General features: G+C 71.6%; 21 protein-coding genes, 5 tRNA genes and 1 pseudogene. 18 read left to right on the top strand and 9 right to left on the bottom strand.

Going from position 1 to position 25,922, the window contains the following annotated elements; genetic code table 11:
- Window positions 1-137 precede the first annotated feature (137 nt).
- Window positions 138-647 carry a bifunctional 2-polyprenyl-6-hydroxyphenol methylase/3-demethylubiquinol 3-O-methyltransferase UbiG gene (locus DMB66_RS17925; protein WP_125805254.1) on the top strand — a complete coding sequence of 170 codons (510 nt, stop codon included), beginning with the start codon at window positions 138-140 and terminating at the stop codon, window positions 645-647.
- A gap of 145 nt (window positions 648-792) precedes the next feature.
- Here DMB66_RS17925 and DMB66_RS17920 read toward each other — a convergent pair whose 3' ends face one another.
- Complete coding sequence (locus DMB66_RS17920) at window positions 793-1,659, bottom strand: LysR family transcriptional regulator (RefSeq protein ID WP_125805232.1); 867 nt, start codon at window positions 1,657-1,659, stop codon at window positions 793-795.
- A gap of 79 nt (window positions 1,660-1,738) precedes the next feature.
- Between DMB66_RS17920 and DMB66_RS17915 the strand changes: the two genes are divergently transcribed.
- A complete protein-coding gene (locus DMB66_RS17915) occupies window positions 1,739-2,698 on the top strand; it encodes an aldo/keto reductase (RefSeq protein WP_233624652.1) in 960 nt (319 codons plus the stop codon).
- On the opposite strand, the gene DMB66_RS17910 is transcribed toward DMB66_RS17915, so the two are convergent.
- Entirely contained in the window at window positions 2,699-3,547 is an 849-nt protein-coding gene (locus DMB66_RS17910) for a M15 family metallopeptidase (protein WP_233624650.1), read from the bottom strand. It abuts the gene before it with no gap.
- Window positions 3,548-3,697: 150 nt separating this feature from the next.
- On the opposite strand from DMB66_RS17910, the gene msrA reads away from it, so the two are divergent.
- The gene (gene msrA / locus DMB66_RS17905) at window positions 3,698-4,201 is read left to right on the top strand and encodes a peptide-methionine (S)-S-oxide reductase MsrA (RefSeq protein ID WP_125805230.1); all 504 of its coding nucleotides are present in this window, start codon (window positions 3,698-3,700) and stop codon (window positions 4,199-4,201) included.
- A gap of 158 nt (window positions 4,202-4,359) precedes the next feature.
- On the top strand, window positions 4,360-4,635 hold the full coding sequence (locus DMB66_RS17900; RefSeq protein WP_125805229.1) for a hypothetical protein: 276 nt from the start codon (window positions 4,360-4,362) through the stop codon (window positions 4,633-4,635).
- Window positions 4,636-4,641: 6 nt separating this feature from the next.
- On the opposite strand, the gene DMB66_RS17895 is transcribed toward DMB66_RS17900, so the two are convergent.
- The gene (locus tag DMB66_RS17895; RefSeq protein ID WP_158647264.1) at window positions 4,642-5,856 is read right to left on the bottom strand and encodes a PQQ-binding-like beta-propeller repeat protein; all 1,215 of its coding nucleotides are present in this window, start codon (window positions 5,854-5,856) and stop codon (window positions 4,642-4,644) included.
- 103 nt (window positions 5,857-5,959) lie between these two features.
- Here DMB66_RS17895 and DMB66_RS17890 point away from each other — a divergent pair, with 103 nt between their 5' ends.
- Complete coding sequence (locus tag DMB66_RS17890; protein WP_125805227.1) at window positions 5,960-6,607, top strand: 4a-hydroxytetrahydrobiopterin dehydratase; 648 nt, start codon at window positions 5,960-5,962, stop codon at window positions 6,605-6,607.
- A 14-nt stretch (window positions 6,608-6,621) separates the two neighbouring features.
- Here the strand turns inward: DMB66_RS17890 and DMB66_RS17885 are convergent, their stop codons facing one another.
- Together DMB66_RS17885 and DMB66_RS17880 are read right to left on the bottom strand one after the other, a co-directional pair.
- Window positions 6,622-11,799: a diguanylate cyclase gene (locus DMB66_RS17885; protein ID WP_158647263.1), complete on the bottom strand. Its 5,178-nt coding sequence runs from the start codon at window positions 11,797-11,799 to the stop codon at window positions 6,622-6,624.
- A gap of 40 nt (window positions 11,800-11,839) precedes the next feature.
- Window positions 11,840-12,229: a MarR family winged helix-turn-helix transcriptional regulator gene (locus tag DMB66_RS17880; RefSeq protein ID WP_125805225.1), complete on the bottom strand. Its 390-nt coding sequence runs from the start codon at window positions 12,227-12,229 to the stop codon at window positions 11,840-11,842.
- Between the two features lie 101 nt (window positions 12,230-12,330).
- Between DMB66_RS17880 and DMB66_RS17875 the strand changes: the two genes are divergently transcribed.
- The 4 genes from DMB66_RS17875 (at window position 12,331) to DMB66_RS17860 (ending at window position 16,696) form a co-directional block, all read left to right on the top strand.
- The gene (locus tag DMB66_RS17875; protein ID WP_125805224.1) at window positions 12,331-13,755 is read left to right on the top strand and encodes an MFS transporter; all 1,425 of its coding nucleotides are present in this window, start codon (window positions 12,331-12,333) and stop codon (window positions 13,753-13,755) included.
- Window positions 13,756-13,830: 75 nt separating this feature from the next.
- Entirely contained in the window at window positions 13,831-14,355 is a 525-nt protein-coding gene (locus tag DMB66_RS17870) for a GNAT family N-acetyltransferase (protein WP_125805223.1), read from the top strand.
- A 40-nt stretch (window positions 14,356-14,395) separates the two neighbouring features.
- Complete coding sequence (locus DMB66_RS17865) at window positions 14,396-15,877, top strand: dienelactone hydrolase family protein (protein ID WP_125805222.1); 1,482 nt, start codon at window positions 14,396-14,398, stop codon at window positions 15,875-15,877.
- 108 nt (window positions 15,878-15,985) lie between these two features.
- Window positions 15,986-16,696 (top strand): hypothetical protein, encoded by a 711-nt coding sequence (locus DMB66_RS17860; protein ID WP_125805221.1) that lies wholly within the window; start codon window positions 15,986-15,988, stop codon window positions 16,694-16,696.
- Here DMB66_RS17860 and DMB66_RS17855 read toward each other — a convergent pair.
- The gene (locus DMB66_RS17855) at window positions 16,693-19,842 is read right to left on the bottom strand and encodes an NACHT domain-containing NTPase (RefSeq protein ID WP_125805220.1); all 3,150 of its coding nucleotides are present in this window, start codon (window positions 19,840-19,842) and stop codon (window positions 16,693-16,695) included. The genes DMB66_RS17860 and DMB66_RS17855 overlap by 4 nt on opposite strands.
- Before the next feature lie 392 nt (window positions 19,843-20,234).
- Here DMB66_RS17855 and DMB66_RS17850 point away from each other — a divergent pair.
- The 5 genes from DMB66_RS17850 (at window position 20,235) to DMB66_RS17830 (ending at window position 20,713) form a co-directional block, all read left to right on the top strand.
- A tRNA-Trp gene (locus DMB66_RS17850) sits at window positions 20,235-20,306 on the top strand.
- A gap of 35 nt (window positions 20,307-20,341) precedes the next feature.
- Window positions 20,342-20,414 (top strand) — tRNA-Leu (locus DMB66_RS17845).
- Between the two features lie 20 nt (window positions 20,415-20,434).
- Window positions 20,435-20,508: transfer RNA gene (locus DMB66_RS17840), tRNA-Arg, on the top strand.
- Between the two features lie 30 nt (window positions 20,509-20,538).
- Window positions 20,539-20,610: transfer RNA gene (locus DMB66_RS17835), tRNA-Asn, on the top strand.
- A gap of 22 nt (window positions 20,611-20,632) precedes the next feature.
- Window positions 20,633-20,713: transfer RNA gene (locus DMB66_RS17830), tRNA-Tyr, on the top strand.
- 55 nt (window positions 20,714-20,768) lie between these two features.
- Here DMB66_RS17830 and DMB66_RS17825 read toward each other — a convergent pair.
- Window positions 20,769-21,518, bottom strand: coding sequence for a hypothetical protein (locus tag DMB66_RS17825; RefSeq protein ID WP_125805219.1), 750 nt, complete (start codon window positions 21,516-21,518; stop codon window positions 20,769-20,771).
- A gap of 8 nt (window positions 21,519-21,526) precedes the next feature.
- Complete coding sequence (locus DMB66_RS17820) at window positions 21,527-22,039, bottom strand: SigE family RNA polymerase sigma factor (RefSeq protein ID WP_125805218.1); 513 nt, start codon at window positions 22,037-22,039, stop codon at window positions 21,527-21,529.
- A 155-nt stretch (window positions 22,040-22,194) separates the two neighbouring features.
- Here DMB66_RS17820 and DMB66_RS17815 point away from each other — a divergent pair, with 155 nt between their 5' ends.
- Together DMB66_RS17815 and DMB66_RS17810 are read left to right on the top strand one after the other, a co-directional pair.
- Complete coding sequence (locus tag DMB66_RS17815; protein ID WP_233624648.1) at window positions 22,195-23,709, top strand: VCBS repeat-containing protein; 1,515 nt, start codon at window positions 22,195-22,197, stop codon at window positions 23,707-23,709.
- A 101-nt stretch (window positions 23,710-23,810) separates the two neighbouring features.
- Window positions 23,811-24,671, top strand: coding sequence for a sulfotransferase domain-containing protein (locus DMB66_RS17810; protein WP_125805217.1), 861 nt, complete (start codon window positions 23,811-23,813; stop codon window positions 24,669-24,671).
- Window positions 24,672-24,707: 36 nt separating this feature from the next.
- Here DMB66_RS17810 and DMB66_RS17805 read toward each other — a convergent pair whose 3' ends face one another.
- Complete coding sequence (locus DMB66_RS17805) at window positions 24,708-25,010, bottom strand: hypothetical protein (RefSeq protein WP_125805216.1); 303 nt, start codon at window positions 25,008-25,010, stop codon at window positions 24,708-24,710.
- A 137-nt stretch (window positions 25,011-25,147) separates the two neighbouring features.
- On the opposite strand from DMB66_RS17805, the gene DMB66_RS17800 reads away from it, so the two are divergent.
- Together DMB66_RS17800 and DMB66_RS17795 are read left to right on the top strand one after the other, a co-directional pair.
- Window positions 25,148-25,525, top strand: coding sequence for a nucleotide pyrophosphohydrolase (locus DMB66_RS17800; RefSeq protein WP_125805215.1), 378 nt, complete (start codon window positions 25,148-25,150; stop codon window positions 25,523-25,525).
- Between the two features lie 119 nt (window positions 25,526-25,644).
- Window positions 25,645-25,922, top strand: a pseudogene (locus DMB66_RS17795) (ATP-binding protein); the annotation flags it as partial.

Raw genomic sequence — 25,922 nt, 5'->3', positions numbered from 1 at the left:
ATGATTGTGGGCCCGGTCTCTTCCCGAGACCGGGCCCGTTTCGTCTGGCAGTGTGCTGTCACGTGGACAACCTCTGGCTGCAGCAGATCGCGGCGAACCCCGGCCATTCGCAGTGGTACATCGAACGGTTCCGGACCATGGCGCGCGACGGCGCCGACCTCGGCGGCGAGGCGCGGCTGATCGACGCGATGGTCGCCCGCGGCGCGCGGATCCTCGACGCCGGCTGCGGTGCCGGCCGGGTGGGTGGCCTGCTCGCCGCCGCCGGGCACGAGGTGACGGGCATCGACCTCGATCCCGAGCTGATCGCCGCCGCCGAGCAGGACTACCCCGGGCCGCGCTGGCGGGTCGGCGACCTGGCCGAGCTGGAGCTGCCGGAGCGCTTCGACGTGATCGTCTGCGCCGGCAACGTGATGACCTTCGTGGCCCCGGACACCCGCGGCGAGATCCTCCGGCGGATGCGGGCCCATCTGGGGGAGCGGGGCCGGGTGGCGATCGGCTTCGGCGCCGACCGGGGTTACCCGTTCGACGACTTCCTCGCCGACGCGACCGCCGCCGGGCTGACGCCCGACGTGCTGCTCTCCACCTGGGACCTGCGCCCGTTCGGCCCCGGCTCGGAATTCCTGGTAGCCCTGCTCGGGCCTGCTTGATCCGTCGCCCTGCTCAGGCGTGCTTGAAACGCCCTGCTCAGACTCGCCGGAATCGGAGTGCTGCTCGGGCCCGCCGGAATCGGAGTGCTGCTCGGGCCCGCCGGAATCGGAGTGCTGCTCAGGCTTGCCGGAATCGGAGTGCTGTTCAGGCTCGCCTGATCAGCTCTTGACGGCAGGCCCGGGCCGGCGCGCTCAACCGCCGGTTCCGAAGGTGGATCAGGCCGATGGCCGGGTGCGCGGGCGCCGGTTCCAGCCGCACGACGACGACGGCCGGCCCGTCGGTGACAGTGGCCGAGCGGGCCACCAGCGCCACGGCCAGCCCGGCGCCGACCAGCTCCCGGATGCTCGCCGCGCTGTGGGTCTCGAACTGCACCCGCGGCTCGAAACCCGCCGCGGCCGCGGCCCGGTCCAGGATCGCGCGCAGCCCACTGCCCGCCGGCAGGCACACGAACGGCTCGTCGCGTACGTCCGCCAACTCCCGCACCGCCGCCCGGCCGGGCGGCAGGATCAGCACCACCTGCTCGTCCACCAGCTCGCGGGCCGTGAACCGCGCCGGGAGATCCTGGTGGACCGGCCCGAGGACCAGATCGACCTCGCCGGCGTCGAGCTTCGCCAGCAGCTCGGTGATCAGGCCGGTGCGCAGCGCGAGCGAGACCCCCGGGTAGCGGGCGTGGAAGCCGGCGAGCGCGGCGGGCAGGTCGAAGCCGCCGAGCACCGCCATCGAGCCGAGCGTCACCCGCCCGTGCAGCACCGCCGCCAGCTCCGCCAGATCCGCGCGGGCGCCGTCGAGCTCGCCGAACATTCTGCGGGTGCGGGCCAGCAGCAGCTCGCCGGCCTGGGTGAGCGCCACCCGCCGGGTGGTCCGGGTGAACAGCGCGGTGCCCAGCTCCGCCTCCAGCGCCCTGATCTGCGCCGAGACCGCGGACTGGGCGACGTGCAGCTGCTCGGCGGCCCGGGTGAAGCCGCGCAGCCGCGCGACGGCCTCGAAGTAGGTCAGCTGGCGCAACTCCATCGATTCATCGTGCTGCGCGATGAGTGGGAGCGCAAACGGCTCTTGGACTTATGACTGGCGCCGCCGCAGGCTGCAGGGCATGGAACAACGACATCTCGGCGGCCTGGCCACGTCCGCGCTCGGCCTGGGCTGCATGGGCTTCTCCCAGGCGTACGGGCCCGCCGACGACGAGCAGTCCGTGGCCACCGTCCGGGCGGCGCTCGACCTCGGGGTCACCCTGATCGACACCGCGATGAGCTACGGCCGCGGGCACAACGAGCGGCTCATCGGCCGGGCGATCACCGGCCGCCGGGCCGAGGTGGTGCTGGCGACCAAGTTCGGCATCGTCCGCGGCGAGCACGGGGTCGAGCTGGATGGCCGCCCGGAGCACGTGCGCGGCCACTGCGAAGCGTCCCTGAACCGGCTGGGCGTCGACACGATCGATCTGTACTACCTGCACCGCGTCGACCCGGCGGTGCCGGTGGCCGAGACCGTCGGCGCGATGGCCGAGCTGGTCACCGCGGGCAAGGTCCGGCACCTGGGGCTCTCCGAGGTCGACCCGCGGCAGCTTGAGCAGGCCGTACGGGTGCACCCGATCGCGGCGGTGCAGTTCGAGTGGTCCCTGTCGTGGCGGGAGCCCGAACGTGATGTCGTGCCGGCGGCGCGGCGCCTCGGGGTGGGGCTGGTGCCGTACAGCCCGCTCGGGCGCGGGCTGCTCACCGGGGCGTTGCCGGCCTCGTTCGGCGACGGCGACTTCCGCGCCGGCGATCCGCGCTTCGCCGGGCCGAACCTGGCCGCGAACCTCGCCCTGGTGCGGGAGCTGGCCGCGATCGCCGAGGCGCACCGGATCGGCGTCGGTCAGGTCGCGCTGGCCTGGCTGCTCGCACGCGGGCCGGACGTCGTGCCGATCCCCGGCACCCGCAGCCCCGCCCGGATCGCCGAGAACGCGGCCGCCGCGCGGGTGCGCCTGACGGACGCGGACCTGGCCGCGCTGGACGCCCAGGACTGGCACGGTGACCGGCGCTCGTTCGCCGCCCACGGCACGTCCCGGACGCGGTGATCACCGGTTGTTCATGCTGAAGTGCATGTCGTCCCGCAGGCTGCGCCAGCGTCCGCCCCAGTAGAACCCGTTGTCGGTGAACGCCCGGACCGCGCCGGCCGCGTGCATCATGCCGCGGCGGTACGCGCCTCGCCGCAGGAACGAGGTGCCATCGGTGGGATCGATGTAGGTGCCGCGCACCATCGGATTCTGCACCGGGTTGACGTCGATGGCCTTCCCGTACGCGTGCTGCGACCAGGTCTTGCTCCCGTTGACGGCCCGGCAGTTGTATCCGGAGGTGACCGCGCCCATGTCCGAGATGTAGGGCGCGTTGAGGGTCATCGGGCTCATCCCCTGGATCCGGAAGCGCATCCGGTACAGCGCCTGGAATGCCCGCTGGGTTCGGGTCGCGATCGTCCGGTGCACGACGATGCTGCCCTGGTGGGAGACGCCGTAGAAGTCGATGTAGGTGACCCAGACCTTGCGCAGGTCGGCCGGTGGCACCGGGCATTTCTTGGCCGGATCCCAGTTCACCACCCCCGGGGTCACGGTCTCGATCGAGGAGCGCCAGCCGGACAGTCCGCCGCCGGCGGGCTTGGCCAGGTTGAGGACCCCGTCCGGGCTGGGCTGGTTCGGCTTGATGATGCCGTTCCAGGCGCGCAGGTCACGGCGTCGCAGGCCGAAGCGAGCGGCGATGCTCTTGATCGTCTCGCCGGGCCGCACCACGTGGTAGGCGGGCGCGGCCTGGGCCGGGGTGGTGGCGGCGACCGGCGCGAGGGCCGGGGCGGTGGCGGCGGCCGGCGCGGCCGGAGCGAGGACCGGGGTGACGGTCAGGGCAAGGGCGCTGAAGAGCGCGGGCAGACGTTTCACACGCCCTATTACGCCCCGAAACGACCGGCGAAGGAGGCGATATCGGAAAAAGGCTCACTTTGTTCCGCTGGTGGGCTCTCGGCCCTGCGCTACGGTTCGTGGGGCAGGCCGCCGTCGTCAGGCAGGCCGCTGAGAAAGAGGTGTATCGCGATGACCACAGCGAAGGCCGTACTCGCCGGAGGCTGTTTCTGGGGGATGCAGGACCTGATCCGCAAGCGCCCGGGCATCGTCTCCACCCGGGTCGGTTACACCGGTGGTGACGTGCCGAACGCGACCTACCGCAACCACGGCACCCATGCCGAGGCGATCGAGATCGGCTACGACCCGGCCGTGACCTCGTACCGTGATCTGCTGGAGTTCTTCTTCCAGATCCACGACCCGACCACGCTCAACCGCCAGGGCGGCGACATCGGCCTCAGCTACCGGTCGGCGATCTTCTACACCGACGACGAGCAGAAGCACGTCGCGCAGGAGACGATCGCGGACGTCGAGGCGTCCGGGCTGTGGCCGGGCAAGGTCGTCACCGAGGTGACCGCCGCCGGCCCGTTCTGGGAAGCCGAGCCGGAGCACCAGGACTACCTGGAGCGCATTCCGAACGGCTACACCTGTCACTTCCCGCGGCCGGGCTGGAAGCTGCCGCACCGCGCGGCCTGAGCGCACTCTCGCTACGGGCAGGAGCCCGGCCGGCGGATAGTCTGCCTTCCGGATTCCTGCCCGTGAGTTCAGAGTGGAGAACTGTGAAGCTGAGTCTCAACAAGCGTCAGGTTGTCATCGCAGGGGTCGTGATCGCGGTGGTCCTGGTTGGACTTGCGGTGGGCAGATCTTCCCGGGACGAGGAGGTCGGCAAGCTCGATGCCCCGGCCACCCGGGCGTGTGCCGACTTCGCGGAGGGCTATCCGGCGGCCCGCGGTAAGACGGCCCGGCTGGCCCTGGCCGACAAGGTCAGCACGTCGGTGGCGGGCAGCGACAACGGGGCCATCGCCGACCGGGTGAGTGCCGTGGGCCGCAGCGCCAACGACAGCGACGCCGCCTGGAAGTCCGCCGCGGCCGCGCTCACCCAGGCCTGCCGGGACGCGGGCTGGAGCTGACCCCGGCTACGGCCTCGGGGCGAAGCCCAGCACGGCCGTCAGGTAGGCGGTGGTGAACACCCGGCCGGAGCCGACGGCCACGGAGCCGCTGCTGTAGCCGTCGCTCACCGGGAGTTCGGCCAGCCTGGCGCCGGTCTTGCCGTGCAGGGCGAGCAGCCGGGCCGGCCGGTCGACGGGATGGGGCTGCGCCGGGCCGTCCTGCGGGTAGTGCTGCAGGTAGACCACACCGTTGGCGACAGTGAGCGGACCGGTCGGGCTCGCGGGCACCGCCCAGCGGGGCCGGCCACCGGTGGTGAGCGCGACGACCCGCTGGTCGCGGTCGGCCACCTCGGAGTCGGCCACGGCGTAGAGCCCGCCGCCGGCCACGGTGACGTCGTGGTAGCGGCGGTCCTTGACGCACCATCGCCGGCCGCCGTCCTTGGCCCGCAGGGCACAGAGGTCACCGCCGGCCAGGTAGACGCTGCCGGCGTCGGCGGCCAGCGGGCCCGCGGCCAGCCCTTTCCGGGTCCACAGCCGGCGACCACTGGCCGCGTCCACGGCGGTGAGATCGGCGGTGCCCGGTCCGGCCGCGGTGCTCACCGTCAACCGGCCGGCCGCCGCCACGAGCTGCGGCGAGCCGCCGGGTACGGTCCGCTGCCAGGCCCGTTTGCCGGTGGCGGCCCACCACGCGGCGACGGTGGTCCGCTCGCAGCCGGCCTCGGGCTCCCGGTCGCAGTCGAGTTCCCCGGCGGCGATCACCAGCGGACCGGCGATGACCAGGTTCAGCAGGAACTTCTCCCCGGGCAGCCGGCGGGCCCAGGAGGCCCGGCCGTCGAGGGTGTACGCCCGCACGCTCGCGACGGGATCCGCGTTCTCGTACGCGCTGACCGTGAAGATGCGGGCGCCGTCGGTGGCCGGCTGGGCGAACAGGAGCGCGTTGACGGCGGGCGCGGCGAACGGCAGCGGTCGCCCGGTGGCGGCGTCGCGGCGGGAGATCCGCAAGCCGCTGCGGGGATCGCTGACCGGCCAGGCGTCCTCGGTGTAGTAGACCGATCCGTTGGCGTAGACGGGGCCGGACCCGATGGTTCCGTGTGCCGGCGAGCCGGTCCAGGCCCGGCTGAGCCGGGCGGCGTCTCTGGGTCCCGGCCCGGGTGGCGCCGGATCCGCGCCGGCCGGCCCGGTAGCCAGCACGGCGGCCGACACCGCCGTCACCACGGCGAACAGTCCAGAGATGAGGCGCATGAGCCGTACCTTTCCGGCGGGACCCGGGAATCCGCCGGCCGACACGCGGGTCGTCACCCGGGCGTGGCTTGACTTCTCGACCGGTTGCGCGAGCATCCCTTTCATGACCGAACTGACGGGACAGCAGATCGCCGACCAGGCGCCGGCCGGGTGGGCCTACCTGCTCGGTGGGCTACAGACCCGGATCCGGACCCCCGACTTCGCGGCCGGGCTCGCCATCGTCGACGCCGTCGGCGCCGCGGCCCAGGCGATGGACCACCATCCCGATCTCGATCTGCGATACACCCACGTCGACGTGCGGCTGACCAGCCACGATGTCGGCGCGGTCACCGGCCGCGACCTCCGGCTGGCCCGCACCGTCTCCAGGATCGCCGCCGACGCCGGCACCGCGACGGACTGCGCGACCGTCTCCCGGCTCGAGCTGGCACTGGACAGCCCGGAGTTCGGCGCGGTCCTGCCCTTCTGGGGTGCCGTGCTGGCGATGGCGCCCGCCGGCGACGAGCTGGACGATCCGTTCGGGGCGCTGCCGGCCGTGTGGCTGCAGCAATCCGGCAGCGCCGAGCCCCGGCAGCGCTGGCACCCCGACGTGTGGGTGGACCCCACGCAGGTCCAGCCCCGGATCGAGGCGGCGGTCGCGGCGGGCGGCACGCTGGTCAGCGACGCGGAGGCGCCGAGCTTCTGGGTGCTGGCCGATCCGCAGGGCAACAGGGTCTGTCTGTGCACCTGGCAGGAGCGCGACAAGGGCGAGTGACCGCCAGGCCCCGGCTAGCCGGGCCGCACCTGGTCGCGGCCGCCTTCCTTGGCCCGGTAGAGAGCCGCGTCGGCGCGGCCGAGCAGGGTTTCGAGGTCGTCGTCGGGCTTGAGTTCGGCGATGCCGATGCTCACGGTGAACCGGACCGGCCCGCTCGGGCCGTCGGCCGGGTTCTCCCGGATGGTGACCAGCAGCCGTTCGGCGACGTCGATCGGGTTGCCGTGCATCTCGGTCATGACGATCGCGAACTCCTCGCCGCCGTAGCGGCAGAGGATGTCGGGGTCCCGGACGTTGGTGCGCAGCGTGCCGGCCACCCGCTTGATGACCTCGTCGCCGACGGCGTGCCCGTACGTGTCGTTGATCTTCTTGAAGTGGTCGATGTCGACCATCATGGCGATCAGCGGCCGCAGGTTGCGGCGGGCGATGGACAGCTGCCGGACCGCGTGGTCGGCGAAGTGCCGGCGGTTGGACACCCCGGTCAGCGGGTCGGTGGTGGCCAGCTGCTGCACCCGGGTGTAGAGCCGGGCGTTCTCGTACGCGGTCGCGCCCTGCCCCGCGACGGCGGCGACGAGTTGCAGGTGCTCGTCGCCGAACGCGTGCGTGGGCGTGGCGGCGGCCAGCAGGACGCCGTGACCGCAGGCGTGGGTGTGGATCGGCACGGCGACCCAACTGCCCGCCTCGCCGATCAGGCCGGCCACATTGCGGGTGATCCCCGGGTCGTCGCGGACCTCGGCGGTGAGGGCGAGCAGCGCCCGGGCGTCCACCGGAGCCGGATCGGGGTACGGGGCCCCGTCCGGCCCGGTGACGGTCAGCACGTCGTCCTCCTCGTACACCAGGCAGGCGCGGTCCGCGGGGGACACCGCGGTGACGATGGCGAGCAGCGACCGCCGTACCTCGTCGGGGTCCAGGCTGCCGCTCATCCGGGTCATCGTGTCCCGCAGCGTCTCGGCCACGTCCCGCTGCTGGTGGGCCGTCTGGACCGCCACCTCCAGCTGGGCGGCGCGTGCGGTCTCCAGGGAGACCGCGATGTGGCTGTTCACCGCGGTGAGGATGTCGACGTCGCGTTCGGTGAAGACACCCTTGGCCACCCGGCTGTCCAGGTAGACCACCCCGAGCAGGCGCCGGTCGAGTTCCAGCGGGGCGACGATGATGCTGCGCAGGCCGTACACCAGGGCGCTCTGGGATCCGAGCGCCGCGCCCTCGTCGCTGCCGGTGACCACGATGGCCGCCCGGGAGTCGGTCACCCGGTCGACCAGGGTGGAGCTGTAGCCGGACAGTTCAGCCAGGTCTTCCCCGGTGGCGCTGCGGCCCACGCTCAGCTGCGGGCGGCCCGCGTCGTCGGTCAGGAACAGCGCGGCGCGCTCGGCGCCGAGGATGCGCAGCGTCTCATCGAGCGCGACCCGGGCCAGTTGTCTCGGGTCGAGCATGGTCGCCGCCGCGAGGCTGACCTGCTGGAGGGCCTCCAGCCGGCCGCGGTAGCGATCGCCGGTGCCGAGGCTGGTCTGCCGGGTGCGGCTGGTGTGTGCCCGCAGCGCCGGCTCCCTGATGCCGAACTCCGCCCGGACCTGGCGGGCCCGGTTGGCCCAGCCGTGCTCGGCGGCCAGCGCGAGGGCGACCTGGGCCTGGCGGGAGCCGGCCGCCTCGCGGCCCTGCCCGAGCAGCGCCCGCGCCCGGACCCGGGCCGCCTCGTGCTCCAGCAGGGGCGCGTCGACCGAGTAAATCATCGGTTCGGTGCGGGCGAGCCGGCGCAGCGCGGTGTCGTAGCGTCCGGACAGCACGTCCAGGTCCGCCTCGGCCAGACCGAGGTACGCCCTGAGTAACTCGACCTTCGCCACCCGGGCCAGTCGGCGCACCGCGGTGGAGGCCTCGGCCAGCCGCCGGACCCGCTCGTCGCCGGCGGCTTGCCGGGCGAGGGCCAGCCGGGCGAACGCCTGATAGGCGAAGAAGAGCCGGTGGTCGAGCATCATGGTGGCCGCCGACACCCGGACCGCGGCGAAGGCTTCGGTCGCCGCCTCGAACGGCTCGCCCAGTTCGCCCTGCTCCACCGCGCAGATGGTCGCGGCCACGGCGTAGCTGAGCCGGCGTCCGGCGGCGGTCCGCTCGTGGCAGCGTTCGGCGAGGATCTTTTCGGTGTCGACCGGCCGGCCGAGGACGGCGTCGATGAGCAGCCCCGCGGTGCCGAAGCCGTCGGGTCCGTCCGAGCCGGCCGGCGAGGCGAGGCCGTGCGCGTGCAGGGCGGCCGCCCGCCCGGTGTGCCCCCGGGCGGCCAGTTCCTGGCAGCGCATGGCGACGACGTTGACGTAGTAGTCAGGGTCGAGCCACCGCCGGTGCTCCTCGGCCACCCGCATCAGCTCGGCCCGGGGACCGCCGCCGATGACCGACTCGATCACCGCCCACACGTAGGCCACGTAGGCGGACAAGGCGGGGTCCCGCACCTCCGCCGCGACGGCGAGCGCCTCGCGGTGGTGCCGGTCGCGCCGGCGGCGCATCCGCAGCATCCCCGCGAGGGATGCCAGGCCGATCTGGCCGCTGGCGTACTCGGCGGAACGTCCGAGTCGCGCACCCAGCCGCGCCGAGTGCAGGCCGAACGGGACGGTCCACGCCGGGCGGTAGCTCATGTACATGTTGGTGCCCAGCAGGCTGCACAACTTGACCGCCAGCCGCAGCCGCTCGCGCTGCTCACCGACGGCGGGCCGGGCACTCGGCCGGCGAGCCCCGGCGAGGATCCACCGCAGCAGGTGCCCCAGGGTCCACAGGGTGACGGCGAGCGGCTTGCGGGGCAGCAGGCAGTCGGCCTCGGCCAGGCCCTGCCAGGCCACGTCGGTGGACCGGTCGATGTGCCACCGGACCCGATGGGCGAGGGCGAGCCGCAGCGACAGGCTCGCCCGGCGGGTCCGGTCCGGCTCGGCCGCGAGCCCCGCCTCCAGCACCGGCACAGCCTCGTCCGCCCGGCCGCAGGCGAGATACGCGCGGCCGAGCGCCTCCTGGAAGCGGCCGTCCGGGACGATGCCGGCGGCCGGGGCGGCCGCCACCGCCGGTTCGAGGAACTTCACGGCGGTGGCCGGGGCGTGCTCGTCGAGGGCGAGGAAGCCCGCCGCGGCGCCGGTGGCGAAGACCCGCTCGGGCGTCCGTCGGCTCTCGCCGTTGGCGTAGTGGCCGGCCACCGCGTACACCGTGGCGGGTTCGGTCGAGCCGTAGCCGTCCAGCACGACAGCGATCCGCTGGTGCAGCTCCCGTCGCGTGGATTCGGGCAGGACGGCCAGCAGCGCCTCGCGGATCCGGTCGTGCACGAAGCTGTACCGGCCGGCCGCCCACTGGAGCAGGCCGCGCTCGACCGCGGCGCTCAGCTCGGCGGCGGGGTCGTGGCCGGCGACGTCGGCCAGCAGCGTGGGGCCGAACCGGGAGCCGATCGCCGCGGCCGAGGTCAGCAGCCGCCGCCCCGCCTCGCCCAGGTCGTCGATGCGGGCCAGCACCAGGTCCAGGACGTCGGCGGGCAGTTCGACGCCGCGTAGCAGCTCGGCGTCGTAGACCCACGTTCCCCAGTGCGGGCGCAGCGCGCCCGCGTCCACCAGGGCCCGCAGGTACTCGCCGATGGTGAACGGGTTGCCGCGGCCCCGGACCGCGACCTCGGCGGTCAGCTCCGGGCTCACGCCGGCGCCGGCCAGGTAGGCCGAGACGAGCCGGGCCACGTCGTCGTCGGGCAGCGGGCCGATCGCCACGGTGAGGTCGAGCCGGTCGCCGCAGGCCGCCCGGAATGCCGGAGCCGGTTCGCCGTCCCGGTCGTCCGAGCGGGCGGTGGCCACCAGCAGCAGCGGCTCCCCGGTCAGCTCCGCCGCCAGCCGGCGCAGCACGTCGCACCCGACCGGATCCAGCCACTGCACGTCGTCGAGCTGGACGAACAGGCCCCCGTGGGCGCGGGCCAACCCGGTCAGGAAGGTCGCCACCGCGGTGGCGAACTGGTCGGGCCGGGCCTCGGCGTCCGGCGCGGGCAGGTCGAGCAGGCCGGCCAGCGTGCCGGACAGCGGGGCAAGCAGGTGGCCGCCGGCGCCGGCCGCCCGGCGTACGCGGTCCACCGCCGCCCCGCGCTCGGCCTCCGGCACCGCCGCGACCGTCGTGGCGTACCGGTCGATGGCGCCACGCAGCGCGGCGGCCGGAGTCGATTCGTCGGGGGCGCACCGGCCGGTCAGCACCAGCCCGCCGTCGGCGGTCACCTGGGCGGCGGCGACGCCGGCCAGCGCCGTCTTGCCGCTGCCCGGCAGGCCGGTCACCAGCGCGAATCCGCCGTCGCCGGTCGAGGCGCGCCGCCATCGGTCGCGCATCTCGGTCAGTTGCGGGGCCCGGCCGATGAGGTCGCTGGTGGGCGCGGCCGGCGGCTCGGCCAGCCCACCTATCCGGCGCAGGCGAGCCGCGACCTGCTCGGCGGCGGCGTACCGGTCGTCGGGGTCCTTGGCCAGCAGCCGCCCGATCAGTGCGGCGAGCTCCGGCGACAGCCCGGGGTTGCGGGTGCGCGGGTCGGGAGCGGGCACGGTGGCGTGCATGCGGATCAGCTCGCCCGTGTCGCCGGAGCGGAAGGGCAGCTCGCCGGTAGCGCACTCGAAGAGGACGACGCCCAGCGCGTACAGGTCCGACCGGCCGTCCACGGGCCGGGCCAGCATCCCGGTCTGCTCGGGCGCGCTGTAGTCGAAGGTACCGGCGACCGCCTCGTCGCCGACCTCGCGGTGCCCGGACGCGGCCAGGCCGAAGTCGATCAGGTGCGCGCTGTCGTCCTCGGCGACCAGGATGTTCGCCGGTTTGACGTCGCGGTGCACCAGCCCGGCCCGGTGCGCGGCGGCAAGCGCGTCGGCCACGGTCGCGCCGAGGCGCCCGATCCGCGCCTCGGCGAGCCGGCCGGCGGCGATGAGGGTCGACAGCGGCCGGCCGTCGACGAACTCCATGGCGAGGTACGGCCGGTTTCCGGAGAGCCCCACGTCGAAGACCCGGGGCACCGCCGGATGGTTGACCCGGGCCAGCAGCGCGGCCTCGCGCCGGAACGTCACCACCGTCCGCTCGTCGGCGGTCGCCGTGGGATGCAACGCCTTGACCGCGTAGTCGACCCCGTCCCGCCGGATCCGGTAGACGGCCGCGTACGCGCCCCGGCCCAGTTCCTCCGTTCCCTGCGCGCCCGGCCGCAGGTCGAAGTCAGAACCGCTCACAGTCACCATCATCGGCGGCTGCGGCGCCGGCCGCAGCCGTTTACAACGCGGTGGCCGGGGAGTCGAGGTGCTCCGCGAGGATCGTGCGGTGGGTGGCGCGGGCGTCGGCGTGCCGCTGCAGGCCGTCGGCGGTGACGGCGACATAGACGCCCCGGCGGTCGTCTTCGCAGAGGCTGCGGGTGACGAGCCCGCCCTTCTCGAGCCGGGCGACCGTCCGGGACAGCGCGCTCTGGCTGAGATACATCGCCGCGGCGAGGTCCTGCATGCGGCGCTTCTCACACGTGGCCGTGATCAGCCGGTCGAGGGTCTCGAACTCGCCCATGGTGAGCCCGTGCGCCTCCTGCAGCGCTCGCTCCAGGTGGCCGGCCACCTCGTTGTAGCTGGTCAGCAGGGAGCGCCAGCGGTGCACCAGGGCCGGCTCCGAGGTCATGTCGCGCATCCTAACCGCTCGTCGCAGTACATGCATCCAAATTATATGCACGCGGATTTGATGCGTCGACATCTAATGCGTGCGCATGTAGCTTCTGCCGCGTGACTATCTCAGAAGCCGTCGTCCCGGCGGCGCCCCCGACCACCCCGCTCACCCAGCGCTGGACCCCGCGACTCTGGGGCGTGCTGGCGGTGCTGTGCGCGGTGCTGTTCCTGGACGGGCTCGACGTCTCGATGGTCGGCGTGGCCCTGCCGTCCATCGGCGCCGAGCTCGGCCTGTCGACCACGTCGCTGCAGTGGATCGTCAACGGCTACGTGCTCGGCTACGGCGGGCTGCTGCTGCTCGGTGGGCGTACCGCCGATCTGCTCGGCCGCCGCAAGGTCTTCCTGACCGCCCTGGCCGTCTTCGCGGTCGCCTCGCTGGTCGGCGGCCTCGTCGACGACGGCACGCTGCTCATCGCCACCCGTTTCGTCAAGGGCCTGGCCGCGGCGTTCACCGCGCCGACCGCCCTGTCCATCCTGACCACCACGTTCCACGAGGGACCGGCCCGCAACCGCGCCCTGTCGGTCTTCTCGGTGTTCGGCGCGAGCGGCTACTCCTCCGGCCTGATCCTCGGCGGCCTGCTCACCAGCTTCGGCTGGCGCTGGACGTTCCTGATCCCCGTACCGTTGGCGATCGCGGCCCTGGTCGCGGGCATCGCACTGATCCCGCGTGACCGCCCGGCCGCGGGCGGCGGCCACGACCTGATCGGCGCCGCGACCCTGACCACCGGAATGCTGCTGGCGGTCTACACCGTCGTGTCGGCACCCGACCGCGGGTGGACGGACCCGCTCACCCTCGGCTCGATCGTGCTGGCGGTCGCGCTGCTGGCCGGCTTCGTCATCACCGAGAAGCGCGTGCGGCACCCGCTGATCCGGCTCGGCATCCTGCGCACCGGCACGGTGGTCCGGGCCAACCTGAGCATGATCGCGCTGTTCGGCTCGTACCTGAGCTTCCAGTTCATGATGACCCTCTACCTGCAGAACGTCCTCGGCTGGTCGCCGCTGCGGATGGCGCTCGCGCTGCTGCCGGCGGGCCTGCTGGTGGCGTTCGGCTCGCCCTTCGTGGGCCGGCTGATCGACCGGTACGGCACCCCGCGCCTGCTGATCAGCTCGATGACCTCGCTGGTCCTGGGATACGCGTGGTTCCTGCTGACCGCGGGCGACGCGCCGCACTACGCGGTCACGGTCCTGCCGACGATGCTGCTGCTCGGCGGCGGGTTCGCGTTCGGCTTCAGCTCGATCATGGCGCAGGCGACCCAGGGCATCGACGATTCGGAGCAGGGCCTGGCCTCGGGGCTGGTGCAGACGTCCGGGCAGGTCGGGGCGGCGCTGGTGCTGGCCGTGCTGACGGCGCTGATCGCGGACGGGGGAGCGGGCACCGACTTCCGCGGGTTCCACCCCGGAGTCAACCTGGTGACGGGGGTGGCGCTGGTCGGCCTGCTGCTCAACCTGGTCCCGCTGCTGGCGGCTCCCCGACGGCGCTGACGGTCTCACCGCCCGGGCCCGGGCGCACTTGGGCGGATCAAGTGCGCCCGGGCCCGGCATGTGATGATTTCCGCGATGCCACAGCTGCCCACGCCCTCCGTGCGTTTCGTGCCCCTGCCGCCCCGCGTCCTCGACGCCCTGCTGGCCGGCGACCTGGCCGCGGCCCGGACGGCGACCGGTGTTCCGCTCTCGGAGTGGTTCCTCTCCGACGAGATCACCTGGCTGTGGCGGATGCGTCTCGATCAGATCGCCGCGGACCCGCGGGCCGCCGATTGGATCGTCCGAGCCGCGGTCTCCGTCCCCGATGGAGTGGTGATCGGGGCCGCCGGCTTCCACGGCCCGCCCGACGAGGCCGGCATGGTGGAGATCGGCTACAGCACAGACCCGGCGTACCGCAGGCGTGGCTACGCCAAGGCCATGGTGACCGAGTTGCTGCGCTGGGCCGCCGCCGAGCCGTCGGCGGTCACGGTCCGGGCCAGCATCGGCCCGGCGAACGCCGCCTCGCTGGCCAGCATCGCCGGATTCGGTTTCACCCACGTCGGCGAGCAGTGGGATGAAGAGGACGGCCGGGAACTGCTCTTCGAGCGCCCGGCCCGATAGCGAGAGCCCGCACCCAGACGTGATCTTCCATCGTCGGTCGATGCTCGCGGCGTTGCTCGCCCTCCTGGTGGCGGCGGGCGCCGGGATGTGGTTGCTCGCCGGGGCGGGCGGCGAGATGACCCGCCGGCACGTGGTGGTCGGCGGGGTGCCGCTCGACGAGGTCCACCCGTCCGATGTGGGCGGTGGGCGCCGCCCGGGAGTGGTGGTCGCGCACGGCTTCGCGGGCTCGGCCAGGTTGATGGCCCAGTTCGGCGATTCGCTGGCGGCGCGCGGCTACGTGGTGGTGTTGCTGGACTTCTCCGGGCACGGCGCCAACACCCGTCCGCTGCCGGAAGGCACGGCGGGCACCGAGGCCTCGACCGCCGCGCTGCAGCACGACCTCGACGTCGCGACGGCGCATCTGCGTGGGCTGCCGGACGTCGACCCTTCCCGGATCGCGCTGGCCGGGCACTCGATGGGTGCCTCGGCGGTGACCCGGTATGCGGCGGCGCATCCCGAGATCACGGCGACGGTGGCGATCTCGCTGCCGGACGCGTCGACGGTGCTGCCGTACCGCCCGGCGCGGTTACTCCTGCTGGTGGGCGGGCTGGAATTCCCCAACTTCCGGGCCGAGGCCGAACGTGCCGCCGGGCCCGCCCGCGAGGGCCGGTCGATGGTGGTCGTGCCCGCGGTCGAGCACATCTCCATCCTGTACGCGCCGCGTACCCATCGCGAGATGATCGCCTGGCTGGACGACAGCTTCGGCGGGCCGGCCGCCGACCGCTCGCCGCCGGCACCGTTCCGCCGGGTCGGCGGGGCCGCGGTGCTGCTACTGTCCCTGCTGATCGGGCTCTACCCCGTCGCCCGGCTGCTGTTCGGCGGTGCCCGGGCGGGCTGGCCGCGGTTCTCGGTGCCGCAGCTCGGTCCTGTCGTCGCCGTGGCTGCCGCCGCGGCGGCGTTCGCCGCTCTGGTCGCGCCGCTTCTGCCGACCAGCCGGCTGCCGCTGGCCCTGGGCGGCTACGTCGTCGGTTTCACCGCCACCACCGGCGCCGTGATCCTCGGCTACCGGCGGTGGCGCGGGGCGAACTTCCCGGCTCTGACGCCGGTCGCCCGCCCGGGAAAGCTGCGGCTGGCGTTCGCCACGCCCGTGCTCATCGGGTACGCGGCGACGGCGATCGCGCTGCCGCTGCACCTCGGCCTCACCCACGTGCTGCCCGTCGGCGCCCGGTGGTGGCTGCTCGTGCTCGTGTGGGCGGCCTTCGCCGTGCTCGCGTACGCCGCCGAGCTGGTCACCGCCGGCAACAGCTTCGGCGTGCTGGCCGTCTCCGCGGTCGCGGTGATCGCGCTGACCGGGGCCGCCGTCGTCGGTCTCACCGGCGGCTTCCTGTTGCTCATCGTTCCGCTGCTCGCGGTTCTGCTGCTGTGGCAGGCGGTCTGGAGCGCCGTGCTGCACAGGTTCTCGGCGCCGTCGTGGCTGATCGCACTCGTGGGATCACTGGTAGTCGCCTGGCCCCTCGCGACCGCGCTGCCGATGATCGGATAGCCGTCGGGATCTCCAGGGTTCGTGCCACTGTGCGCCGCGACCGGGCTGCGGCGCACAGCTGATCGACAGGATTGGCCAGGTCGGAACACATCGATCTGGAGGAATTCCGTGCGGACTCATCGTGCCACCGTTCTCTTCGGCGTCCTGGCCGCCGCCCTGGTGCTCACCCAGCAGGCCTGCACGCCGTCCGACCGCCGCTCGAACGCCCCGGTCGCCTTCACCGCACCGACCGAAGCGAGCACGCAGGGCACCGGCGCCAAGTCCTCAAGCGGGACCAAGACTTCCAGCGGGACCAAGACTTCCAGCGGCACCAAGACCTCCAGCGGCAAGTCGTCGACCGCGGGCAAGAAGACCAAGGTGGACCCCATCCTGGAGGGCAAGCGGCAGATCGTGATCGTGCCGATCCCGAGCTTCGAGTCGGTCGTCGTGGTCGACGACAGCGGCCGGCTCAGCCTGACCGACGGCGAGGCCGAGCACGGCATGTTCGTGCTCACCCCGGTCGGCGACAAATACCTGATCAAGACCGCTAAGGCCGGCGCCGGCGGCGAACCGTCCTGCATGGGCATCAAGAACAACGGCAGCGCCTCGCTCACCGTCGTGGCGGCGGCCTGCGACACCAGCCGGGCCGGCCAACTGTTCACCATCGCCCGGCAGAAGGCCAAGTCCAACGGAGACCCGACGTACGCGATCAGTAACCAGGGCGCGTTCCTGCAGGTGTTCCCGTCCGGCCTGATCGCCGAGGAACTCGGGGACGCGCCACTGAAGACGACGTACGTGTTCGCCGACAACGGCCCGGCCACCCTGCCGAGCCTGGACTAGGACTCCCCGATCGTGCGAAATATCTGAATCAGCCGTTCCCGCACGGGATTGTCCAACTCGATGGGGAAGTTCCGCTGGATGAGGCCGAGCAGGACTTCGGCCGGTGACGGCACGTCGGTCAGCTGGCTCGACATGATGCTGATGAAGATGGCCTGCAGCTCGGCGTCCGAGAACCACGATTCCTCATCGAAGACCTGCCGGATGAGGAGGTCTCGTTGTCGCGGCATGGTCGTCAGCCTGAAGGCCCAGCGGTACTGCTCGGCGCGGAGTTCGTGCGGCTGCGCCTCCGGCGGCGACAACAACAGCCGCAAGAACAGCGCTGCCTCGGACACCAGGAACGTCTGCCCCTCGACCTGGTGCAGACCGGGTGTGCCCGCGGCCTGCCAGTACGGCATCAGGTCGTAGAGACACTCGCGCACCTCGTGGGCGGTCTGCACGAAGGCCGACCGGCGCAGTGACTTTCCCATCCGGCTGTCGGCGGCGACCGACACGTCCGGCGCCAGCGCCGTCGCGAGATCGCCGGGGCGCACGGTGACCGGGCGGACCTCCGGCGGCCAGGGCAGTGACTCGTAGACGCTGATGCCGGTGCCGTCCTCGGGGCGTACCTCCAGGCGGGTGGGGTCGGTATCCAGGCGCCAGGCCACCCGCAGCGCCTGCCACATCCGCTTGCGGTCCTCGGCCTCGAGCTGGCTCTGCCACAGCAGCGCCTGCCGGCGCCAGTTGACGGCGACCGGCTCCCCGACCAACTCGACCGCGTCCACCGGCCCGTCCGACAGCAGCACCGCGAGGCAGACCAGGTTGGCCGAGAACGCCGCGTGCCGCACCGCCGGCGGGGTTCGGTAGGGCTCGTAGTCGTTCCTGGTCCACGTCGGATGCGGATACCCGGCGTCGGGCAGCAGCTCCAGGACGAGCTCGCGGCAGATCGCCCGCTGCCCGGCCTCGAGCCGGGCGAGCAGGCCGCGGCAGAAGTCCCACAGCGGGGCCCGGCGGGCGACGGTGACGAACGACGTGGCCGCGTACAGCGGGCCGGGGTCGATGACGCCCTGGCGGCGGCGCTGGTGGATCCGTTCCTCGGCCAGATCGACGAGGCTCGCCACGATCTGCCGGGCGGCCAGGAAGTCGCTGAACGTGGCGTGCAGGAATTCGAAGCTGCGTTCCGGGCCGCCGGTGTCGCGGGTGGCCCGGGACTCGTGGACGAAGAAGAACCGGCCGACCATGAGCTGGCTGACGGTGAGGGCGCGGGCGGCCGCATCGGCGCGCGCCGGGCGCAGGTCGCTCTCCCACAGCAGGCGCGGGATGTCGTCGTTCAGCTCGGCTTCGAGGATCACGTCGCCGCCGCGGTTCAGGATGGCCACGGCGACCGCGCTGAGGCGGCGCCACTCCGCGTCGATCTCGTCGCGGCGCTGGTCGTCGGTCCGGCCCTGGCCGTGCTTGTCGACCTCCCGCTCCACGAAGTCGGCGAAGAGCCGTCCATAGAGGTCGACCCGGTGAATGTCGCCATCGGCGGACTGCAGCGCGTTGGCACCCGCGTCGTAGAGCGCGAGCAGCAGCAACAGCAACGGCTGGCCGGCCAGCTCGCCGTGGGCGAGGGCCGTCTCGGCGGGCAGCGGTCGCAGGCCCCGGGCGGCGAGGCCGCCGGCGTTGTGGGCGTTCCAGACCTCGAGCCAGGCCCGAACCTGCGGTTCGTCGAACGGCTCCAGCCGCAGGACCACCGAGTTGTCCGGGAAGCGGGTCCGGTCGGCGACCACGGTACGGCTGGTGACCAGCACCGCGACGGGCCGGTCGAGCTCCTCCTCGCGCTGCTGGAAGCGCCGGATCTGATCGAGGTAGTCGGCCCGGTTCATGCCGGTGGCCTGCAGCAACTCGTCGAAGCCGTCCAGGATGACGACCGGCAGCGCGGCGCCCGCCCGGCGCGCGAGGTCGGGCCACGAGACGCGCTCGCCGAGCATCTGCAGCAGGGCCTCCTCGATCTGCGCCTGGATCGAGGAGTCGGCGGGAACGTTGCGCAGCTCGACCCGGATGACCAGGAAGTCGGCGGCGGGCAGCCGGGCGGCGAGCGTCTTGGTCATCGCGGACTTGCCGGAGCCCGGCTGGCCGAGCACCACCAGCGGGGTCACGACGGCGGCCGGGCTGGTGAGGTGCGCCAGCAGGAAGCCCTGGACGTCGTCGACGGCGGTGGACCTCTCCCACCACGCCTCGGTGGCGGGCAGATCGAACGGCCCCGCCACGGCGGCGCGGCCGTGTGGATTGATGTAGCCGTCGCCGAGGCTGGGCAGCACGACATGGCCGGGCGCGTGCGCGGCGCCCAGGATCGCCGTGCCGAGGGCGGCCCGGTACCGCTTGCCGAGTCCGGCGAGGACGGCGTCGATCGCGGCCGCGCCGGACACCGTACGCAGGTCGTCGAGCCGCGCGGACAGATCCGTCACCGAGCTCCGCAGCAGGGCCCGGGTGGCCTGGTCGTCGACCATGCCCGCCCAGACGCCGAACTCGGGCGCCTGGATGATCAGGGCCCGGTACGCCTGCGTGTACCGCTCGACGGCTGCCCGGCGTACCTCCTGCTCGACGGCTTCCAGGGTCTCGCGGACTGGGTCGTCCCGTCCCTCGAACGCACTCAACCCGCTGAGAAAGCCGCACAGCGCGGCGGCCGCCGACCCGAAGTATCCCGCGAGGGCGCCGACGGTCGCTTCGAACGGGCGGTGCGGCGCCGGCATCGGCGGCGGCGTGTCGATCAGTACCTGCACCAGATCGGCGTACCGCCTGGTCACCACGGTCGAGGTGGCGATGGCGACCTGTTCGCCGGCGGTCAGCTCGGCGGTGGCCAGGTCGATATCCGGGTGGTCGGCCAGCACGGCGTCGAGGGCCTCGTAGAACGCGGTGACCACGATGATCGCGTGCGCGGCGACCAGTCGCTGCGTACGGTCGAAGCGGCGCACCCCGGTGACCCGCTCGCGCAGGCCGGTGGCCACCGTGTTGCCCCAGGTGATCAGCTCGGCGCGCAGGGCGAAGAAGTCGTTGGCGCCGAGCGTGCCGACGGTCACGGCGGCGGCCGCCGCCCCGCTGGCCGCGCCCAGCACCTTGATGACGGCGTTGTCTGTTCCGCCGAGAAGCCGGGCCGCGTCGGCGTAGCCGAGAGGGCGAGAACGCATCTGCCGAACGGTAGAGCAACGGCTACCCGGCGACAACGCCCGCGGGCGTGGCGCCGCCGCGCATCAATTAATTCGCTGGCGGTGCGCGACGCGTTGCGCAAAACTGTGTGCAACGCCGGCGGGGACGCGAAATGCGGATCACAAAAGCGTTGACGAGAACGGCGAGGGTCGGTCATCCTGGATGTCGACCGCCGCACCGAGACCTCGAGGGGAGCTGACCGTCATGTCGCACCAGAATCGTCGCGCGAGCTATTGGATCAATCTGTCCACCCGGACGGCTGAGCTGCGCCTACGAGGCCAGTGGTGCAGCGGTTAGCGCAGCGGAGTCTGCGTCTACGCCGCCCACCTCATGCCGAGGGCCGGGCGGCTTTTTCGTTCCCCGGAATTGTCCTACGGGTGTAGCTCAACGGTAGAGCACCGGTCTCCAAAACCGAAGGTCGCAGGTTCAAATCCTGCCGCCCGTGCGTGTGCTGAAATACGTTCGACGGAAATGTTTTTCGCCCGGGTAGCCCAACGGAAGAGGCGTCCGATTCAGGGTCGGAAGGTTGAGGGTTCGAATCCCCCTCCGGGTACGCGGTGAAGGCACGTTGATGTTCCCATGGCGCAGTTGGACAGCGCGCGACGCTACGAACGTCGAGGTCGCAGGTTCGAATCCTGCTGGGAACGCGTTTGCGGCTCCATGCCGCGACTGATCGATCCGGCGTCGCCCAACGGCAGGGCAGCGGACTGTTAATCCGTACGGTGGTGGTTCGAATCCACCCGCCGGAGCGCGACATATGCACCGTCCCGGGCGGTAGCGCCGACGTTGGAGAGTCGGACCTGCCTGTAAAACAGGTGCCTTGCTGAGGGGGTTCGAATCCCTCCTACCGCACAAAGGTGTGCGGGGCGAGCCGAACCGGCTCGCCCCGCACGTCGGATCGGCTCGATCAGCCGCGGCCCTGCACGGCGTCCTTGTGGACGTGCACGCCGGCGCCGATGTCGAGCATGTTCTGCTCGCTCAGGCCGAGGCCCTCCCAGAACTGGACCAGCAGGTAGATGCCGTTGGGCTGCTTGACCCAGAGGGTGGCGCCGTCGTTGGCGTCGCCGTCCACGAGGAACGGGGCCGCGGAGGCGCCGCCCTTGGCGATGGCCCCCCGCTTGGCCTCCTCCTGAAGCCGGCGGGTGGTGGCGTCGGGCTCCGGCTCGGGGACCAGGACGCCCTCGGTGTCGCCGACCTTGACCTGCTTGCCCTTCGGGGCGTCCAGCTGGTCCTTGGACTGGAGCATGATGGTGATCTTGCCGACGAAGCTCGCCGGGTTCTGGTCGAGGGCATCCTTCGGCGCCAGGAGCAGGGTGCCGGGGGTGTCGGCCTGGATCTCCCAGCCGTCCGGGACCTTGTCGATGGTGTAGCCCTTGGGCTGGCTGCCGGTGTAGGCGACGAGCTGGGTGGCCGGGACGCTGACCGTACCCGGGTTCTTTCCGGCGTTCGGTGTGGTCGTCGCCGGGGCGTTGGTGGTGGCGACCGTGACGCCGGCGGTGAGCGCCGCCACGGCGAAGGCGGCGCCGGCGATCTTCTGGAGGGTGCGGCGCTTGCGCAGGGCACGCCGGCCGCGTTCGAGGTCGGAGTTGACATCTTCCCTGGTGGTAGGGACCTCGGGGCCAGCGAGGGTGTCGAACTGCCGGTGCAGGTCCATCATTTTCCTTTTCAGCGGAAGGCCGGAACGGCCGGTCGGATTTCCAGGGCGGAGCGCAGGCGGGCCAGCGCACGGGAGGTTTGGCTCTTCACGGTGCCTTCCGAGCAGCCCAGGGCTTCGGCGGTCTCGGTGACGGTGAGATCGTGGAAGTACCGGAACACGACGGCGGCGCGCATCTTCGGCGGCAGTTCGCGCAACGCTGTGCGCAGCCCGTCGGTCACGGCCTCACTGTGCTGATCGGTGCGCGGCAACTCTGGCAACTCGGCCGTGGAGTGCTCCCGCCGCCGCCACAGTCGCCGGCGTTCGTCGCTCAGAGCATTGACGAGAACGCGCCGCGTGTAGGCCTGGGGGTTGTCGGCGCGCTGGAAGGACGGCCAGGCCACGTAGAGCTTGGTCAGGGCGGACTGCACCAGGTCCTCGGCCAGGTGGCGGTCGCCCGCGGTCAGCAGCGTGGCTGTTCGCAACAGACCGGCGCGCTGTGCCAGCACGAAATCGTGGAACTGCTTGTCTCGATCGCCTCTCACACCACCATGACGATTGCATCGACGTCGAGGTTGCATGGGCCGGCGACCCGACGCGCCGGCACGTTGGACGGTGGCAATCCGGTGACTGGTTGGTTAGGGTCGTTGTCGATGGGACGAACTCGCCGGACGGCCCTTCCGCGCAGGGGGAATGTGTCGTGAGGTTTTCAGGTCTGACCGGCGCCCTCTTCGCGGCAGCAGTCGCCGCAGGGTCGCTGTCTCTGCCTGCCACCGCCCGGGCCGCGATCCCCTCCACCTCGTGCCAGCCCGGCGGCGTCACCACGGCCGACACCGCGATCGCGCGCGGCCTGCGGTCGTCGATGACCGGGAAGCGGATGGGCCGGTCGGTGAACGGCTACAACATCTCGTGCGCCCGGTCCATCGTGCGCCAGGTGTTGTCGCGCGGGCTGCCCGCCCGAGCGGCGGTGATCGCCGTGACCACGGCCATCGCCGAGAGCACGCTGCACAACTACACCCTCGCCGTCGATCACGACAGCCTCGGGTTGTTCCAGCAGCGCCCGTCGATGGGCTGGGGCCGGCCGGAGCAGCTGCTCGATCCGGGCTTCGCCACCGACGCCTTCCTCAACAAGATGATCCGGCTCTATCCCGGCAACGGCTGGATGGCCGGTGACATCGGCCAGATCAGCCAGCGGGTGCAGGTCTCGGGCTATCCCGCGGCCTACAGCCCGGAAGCCAACGATGCCCGGCTCATCGTCGGGCAGCTGTGGACGAGCTCCGTCGCTGTGACCCCGAACGCCAAGCAGGCGACGCCGAAGGAGTCGACGCCGAAGGAGTCGACGTCGAAGAAGCCGACCGGCCCCTTCAGCAAGTCGCTGCTGAAGGCCGTGCCGGGGCTTCCCGCCGCGTTCGACGACCGGCACCAGGTGCTGCTGGCCGACTGGAACGGCGACGGGCACGCCGACCTGGTCGTGGTGGAACAGTCCGGCACGGCCAGCGGCGCCACCGAGGTGCGCGTCATGAGCGGCGCCAACAACTTCCAAAACCTCCTGCTCCACACGGCGATCCCGATGGGCCCGACCGACGCCCGTTACGTCTTCTCCATGGCGGATTGGAACTTCGACGGACGATTCGACCTGGTGGTGACGCAGAAGTCCGGCACGGCGAGCGGCCACACCGAGGTCCGCGTGCTCGACGGCGCGTCGTACCTGCGGCGCTACCTGCAGGAAACGATCACCCCGCTGGGCCCGACCGGCGACTGCCACGCGTTCACCGCGGCGGACTGGAACGCTGACGGGCGCCCGGACATGGCGGTGGTGCAAAAGTGCGGCACCGCGAGCGGCCACACCGAGGTCCGGGTGCTCGACGGCGCCTCAAACCTGCAGCGCTACCTGCAGGAAAGCGCCACCCCGCTGGGCAAGACGGACGCCCGCCACACCTTCTCGGTGGCGGATTGGAACGGCGACCTGAATCTGGACCTGGTGGTGACCCAGAAGTCGGGCCCCAAGAGCAACGAGACCGTGCTGCGGGTCCTGGACGGTGCCTCGCAGTTCCGGGGATTCCTGCTGAAGAAGAGCACCGCGAAGGTCTCCACAGACGACCGTCACAGCCTGGCGGTCGTGGACTGGAACAGGGACGGCCGACTCGATCTCGTGGTGGTGCAGAAGTGGGGCATGGCCGGCGGCCGCACCGAGGCCCGAATCCTCGCGGGATAACGACCGGTCCCCGCGGACACAGCGAATTCTCGACTTCGTGATGTAAAGTGCCGCAACCGGCAGCTCCTCCTGCTCCGCAGGCAAGGATTGAGGTATAGGCGATGGTCGATCGCGCAGTCAGGTTCCTCAAGCAGCACACGCCCAATTCGTCGCGGGTGGTGGCGCGGCGCGTGCTGTGCGAAGCGCACAACGCCAGGCTGCGGCTCACGGTGCCGGTGGAGTCGCGGAGCGGCTACCAGAACGTATTCCACTGCGCGGTGCGCAAGACGGCCAGCCAATGGGTAAAAGCCCTGCTCAGCGATCCCATCGTCTACCGCCATTCCGGGTTGCTGCCCTACGACCCGCGCCCCTACCGGTGGCAGCACCCGCAAGGCTTCCCGCCCGGCCGCGCGGTCTCCTGCCTGTTCGTCTCCCACAAGAAATTCACCACAATCCCGAAACCCGACCACTACCGGACGTTCTTCGTCCTGCGCGACCCGCGTGACATCGTCGTCTCCAGTTACTTCTCCACGCGAAGCTCCCACACACCGATGGGCGACATTCCGGAGGTACGGAAGGTTCTGCAGGAAAAGCCCTTGAAGGAAGGTCTGCTGTACCTCATCGGCAATCTCTCTCAAAAGGGAACCTTCAGGAACCTTCGGTCCTGGGCGACTGCTCCCGCCGCGGAGGCCGTCCGGTTGTTCCGGTACGAAGACCTGACGGGGGAGCGGCAGGAGGACGAGGTGGACCTGCTGATGCGGCACTGCGGGATCGAGCTCCCGCCGGCCGAGCTGGCCGGGCTGCTGTCCCGGTACAGCTTTTCAAGAATGCGGGGAGAGCGGGAGATCGCGGGAAAGGTCTCGCACTACCGAAAAGGAAAGTCGGGCGACTGGCGAAACCACTTCGACGACGACATCTACGAGGCGTTCGCCGCAGCGACGGGCGACCTGATCGAGCTCCTCGGCTACCCGGCACGCGACTGAGGATCAGCAAACGGACGGCCTCCGCCTGCTGGAGTGTCAGTAGTAGTAGGCGTGGGCGGTGGCCGGGGCCTTGCCGGCCCGCCGGTACGCGCGCATGATCGCGACGACCACCTGGCCGAACAACCGCCGGTCCACGCCGGCCGCGGTGCCCGACGGCTCGCCCACGACGGGATCGAACAACAGGTCCCCGATCGGCTGGCCGCTCTCGTCTGCCGGCCGGAGCCTCCGGGTCGACACCTCGAACATCACGAAGCCGGTCACTTGATCGGCCTCCCATCGGTAGAGCACCGACTCACCAGTCGGGTCACCTTGCGCCCAGACGCCGATCGAGGCCGTCATCGCCGGCACCGCACACATTCACCGAGCACGTCGATGCCGTCAGCCCTCCGCGATCACATGCATCTAGACGCGCAAACGTCTAGCTCTTTCAGCTCATAGTATGTCGATGGGAACATTCCGTTTCGACGTTGTGAGGTATGAAGCCGTTGTCCTCGATCGCAGAGCTGACCACACGGGTGCGGGCCTTCGCGCAGGAGCGCGACTGGGAACAGTTCCACACGCCGAAGAATCTGGCCATGGCGTTGGCCGGTGAGGTCGGCGAGCTTGTCGCGGAGTTGCAGTGGCTCACTCCGGAACAGTCGGCCGCTGTCATGCAGGACGAGGAACTCGGGCCACGCGTACGCGCCGAGCTTGGCGACGTGACTATCTACTTGGTGCGTCTGGCCGACGTTCTGGGTGTCGATCTCGTCCAGGCGGCCTTGGCCAAACTGGAGGACTCCGGCCGTCGATACACCGTCGAAGCCGCCCGCAGCTCGGCGGCGAAAATCAACGCCGATCGGCCTCCCGCGTCGTAGCGACGCGATGATCGTGCCGCTACAGTCTGCGTTGTCCGTATGCGGTCCGACAGGCTTCCCGTACCTGGATATGCCTCCCATCCGCACGATCAATTCGTGCTGCTCGGGGGCAACAGTTCATGTCGGCATTCCGCGTGTCCGCGGCCGGTCTTCTTCGTCTTGCCATGGAGGGCAGCCTGGCTGACCGCGTGGCCGAGCAGGTTTGGATGAGCGGGCACGGCGTGAGTCCGGCAGAGCGCAAGTCGTGGTCGCGTAGCCTGTCCGTGCTCGCCCAGGATCTCGCCGATGCGGGCCTTCACGACGTCGAGGTCTTGGTCGAGTACCAGTTGCCGCTCACCAGCCGGCGTATCGACGCAGTGCTCGCCGGAGTCCACCCGGAGACGGGCGAGGACTCGTT

The sequence above is a fragment of the Actinoplanes sp. ATCC 53533 genome (assembly GCF_003947245.1).
Note: the sequence above shows the minus strand (reverse complement) of the source record. Positions and strands in the feature narration are given on the sequence as shown.

What these genes read in the sequence shown, in the direction of transcription:
- DMB66_RS17915 (WP_233624652.1), top strand. Translation starts at nt 1,739, where the DNA reads ATGGAACAACGACATCTCGGCGGCCTGGCCACGTCCGCGCTCGGCCTG.
- DMB66_RS17925 (WP_125805254.1), top strand. Translation starts at nt 138, where the DNA reads ATGGCGCGCGACGGCGCCGACCTCGGCGGCGAGGCGCGGCTGATCGAC.
- DMB66_RS17870 (WP_125805223.1), top strand. Translation starts at nt 13,831, where the DNA reads ATGCCACAGCTGCCCACGCCCTCCGTGCGTTTCGTGCCCCTGCCGCCC.
- DMB66_RS17800 (WP_125805215.1), top strand. Translation starts at nt 25,148, where the DNA reads ATGAAGCCGTTGTCCTCGATCGCAGAGCTGACCACACGGGTGCGGGCC.
- DMB66_RS17880 (WP_125805225.1), bottom strand. Translation starts at nt 12,229, where the DNA reads ATGACCTCGGAGCCGGCCCTGGTGCACCGCTGGCGCTCCCTGCTGACC.
- DMB66_RS17920 (WP_125805232.1), bottom strand. Translation starts at nt 1,659, where the DNA reads ATGGAGTTGCGCCAGCTGACCTACTTCGAGGCCGTCGCGCGGCTGCGC.
- DMB66_RS17855 (WP_125805220.1), bottom strand. Translation starts at nt 19,842, where the DNA reads ATGCGTTCTCGCCCTCTCGGCTACGCCGACGCGGCCCGGCTTCTCGGC.
- DMB66_RS17895 (WP_158647264.1), bottom strand. Translation starts at nt 5,856, where the DNA reads ATGCGCCTCATCTCTGGACTGTTCGCCGTGGTGACGGCGGTGTCGGCC.
- DMB66_RS17865 (WP_125805222.1), top strand. Translation starts at nt 14,396, where the DNA reads ATGCTCGCGGCGTTGCTCGCCCTCCTGGTGGCGGCGGGCGCCGGGATG.
- DMB66_RS17890 (WP_125805227.1), top strand. Translation starts at nt 5,960, where the DNA reads ATGACCGAACTGACGGGACAGCAGATCGCCGACCAGGCGCCGGCCGGG.
- DMB66_RS17810 (WP_125805217.1), top strand. Translation starts at nt 23,811, where the DNA reads ATGGTCGATCGCGCAGTCAGGTTCCTCAAGCAGCACACGCCCAATTCG.
- msrA (WP_125805230.1), top strand. Translation starts at nt 3,698, where the DNA reads ATGACCACAGCGAAGGCCGTACTCGCCGGAGGCTGTTTCTGGGGGATG.
- DMB66_RS17805 (WP_125805216.1), bottom strand. Translation starts at nt 25,010, where the DNA reads ATGACGGCCTCGATCGGCGTCTGGGCGCAAGGTGACCCGACTGGTGAG.
- DMB66_RS17825 (WP_125805219.1), bottom strand. Translation starts at nt 21,518, where the DNA reads ATGATGGACCTGCACCGGCAGTTCGACACCCTCGCTGGCCCCGAGGTC.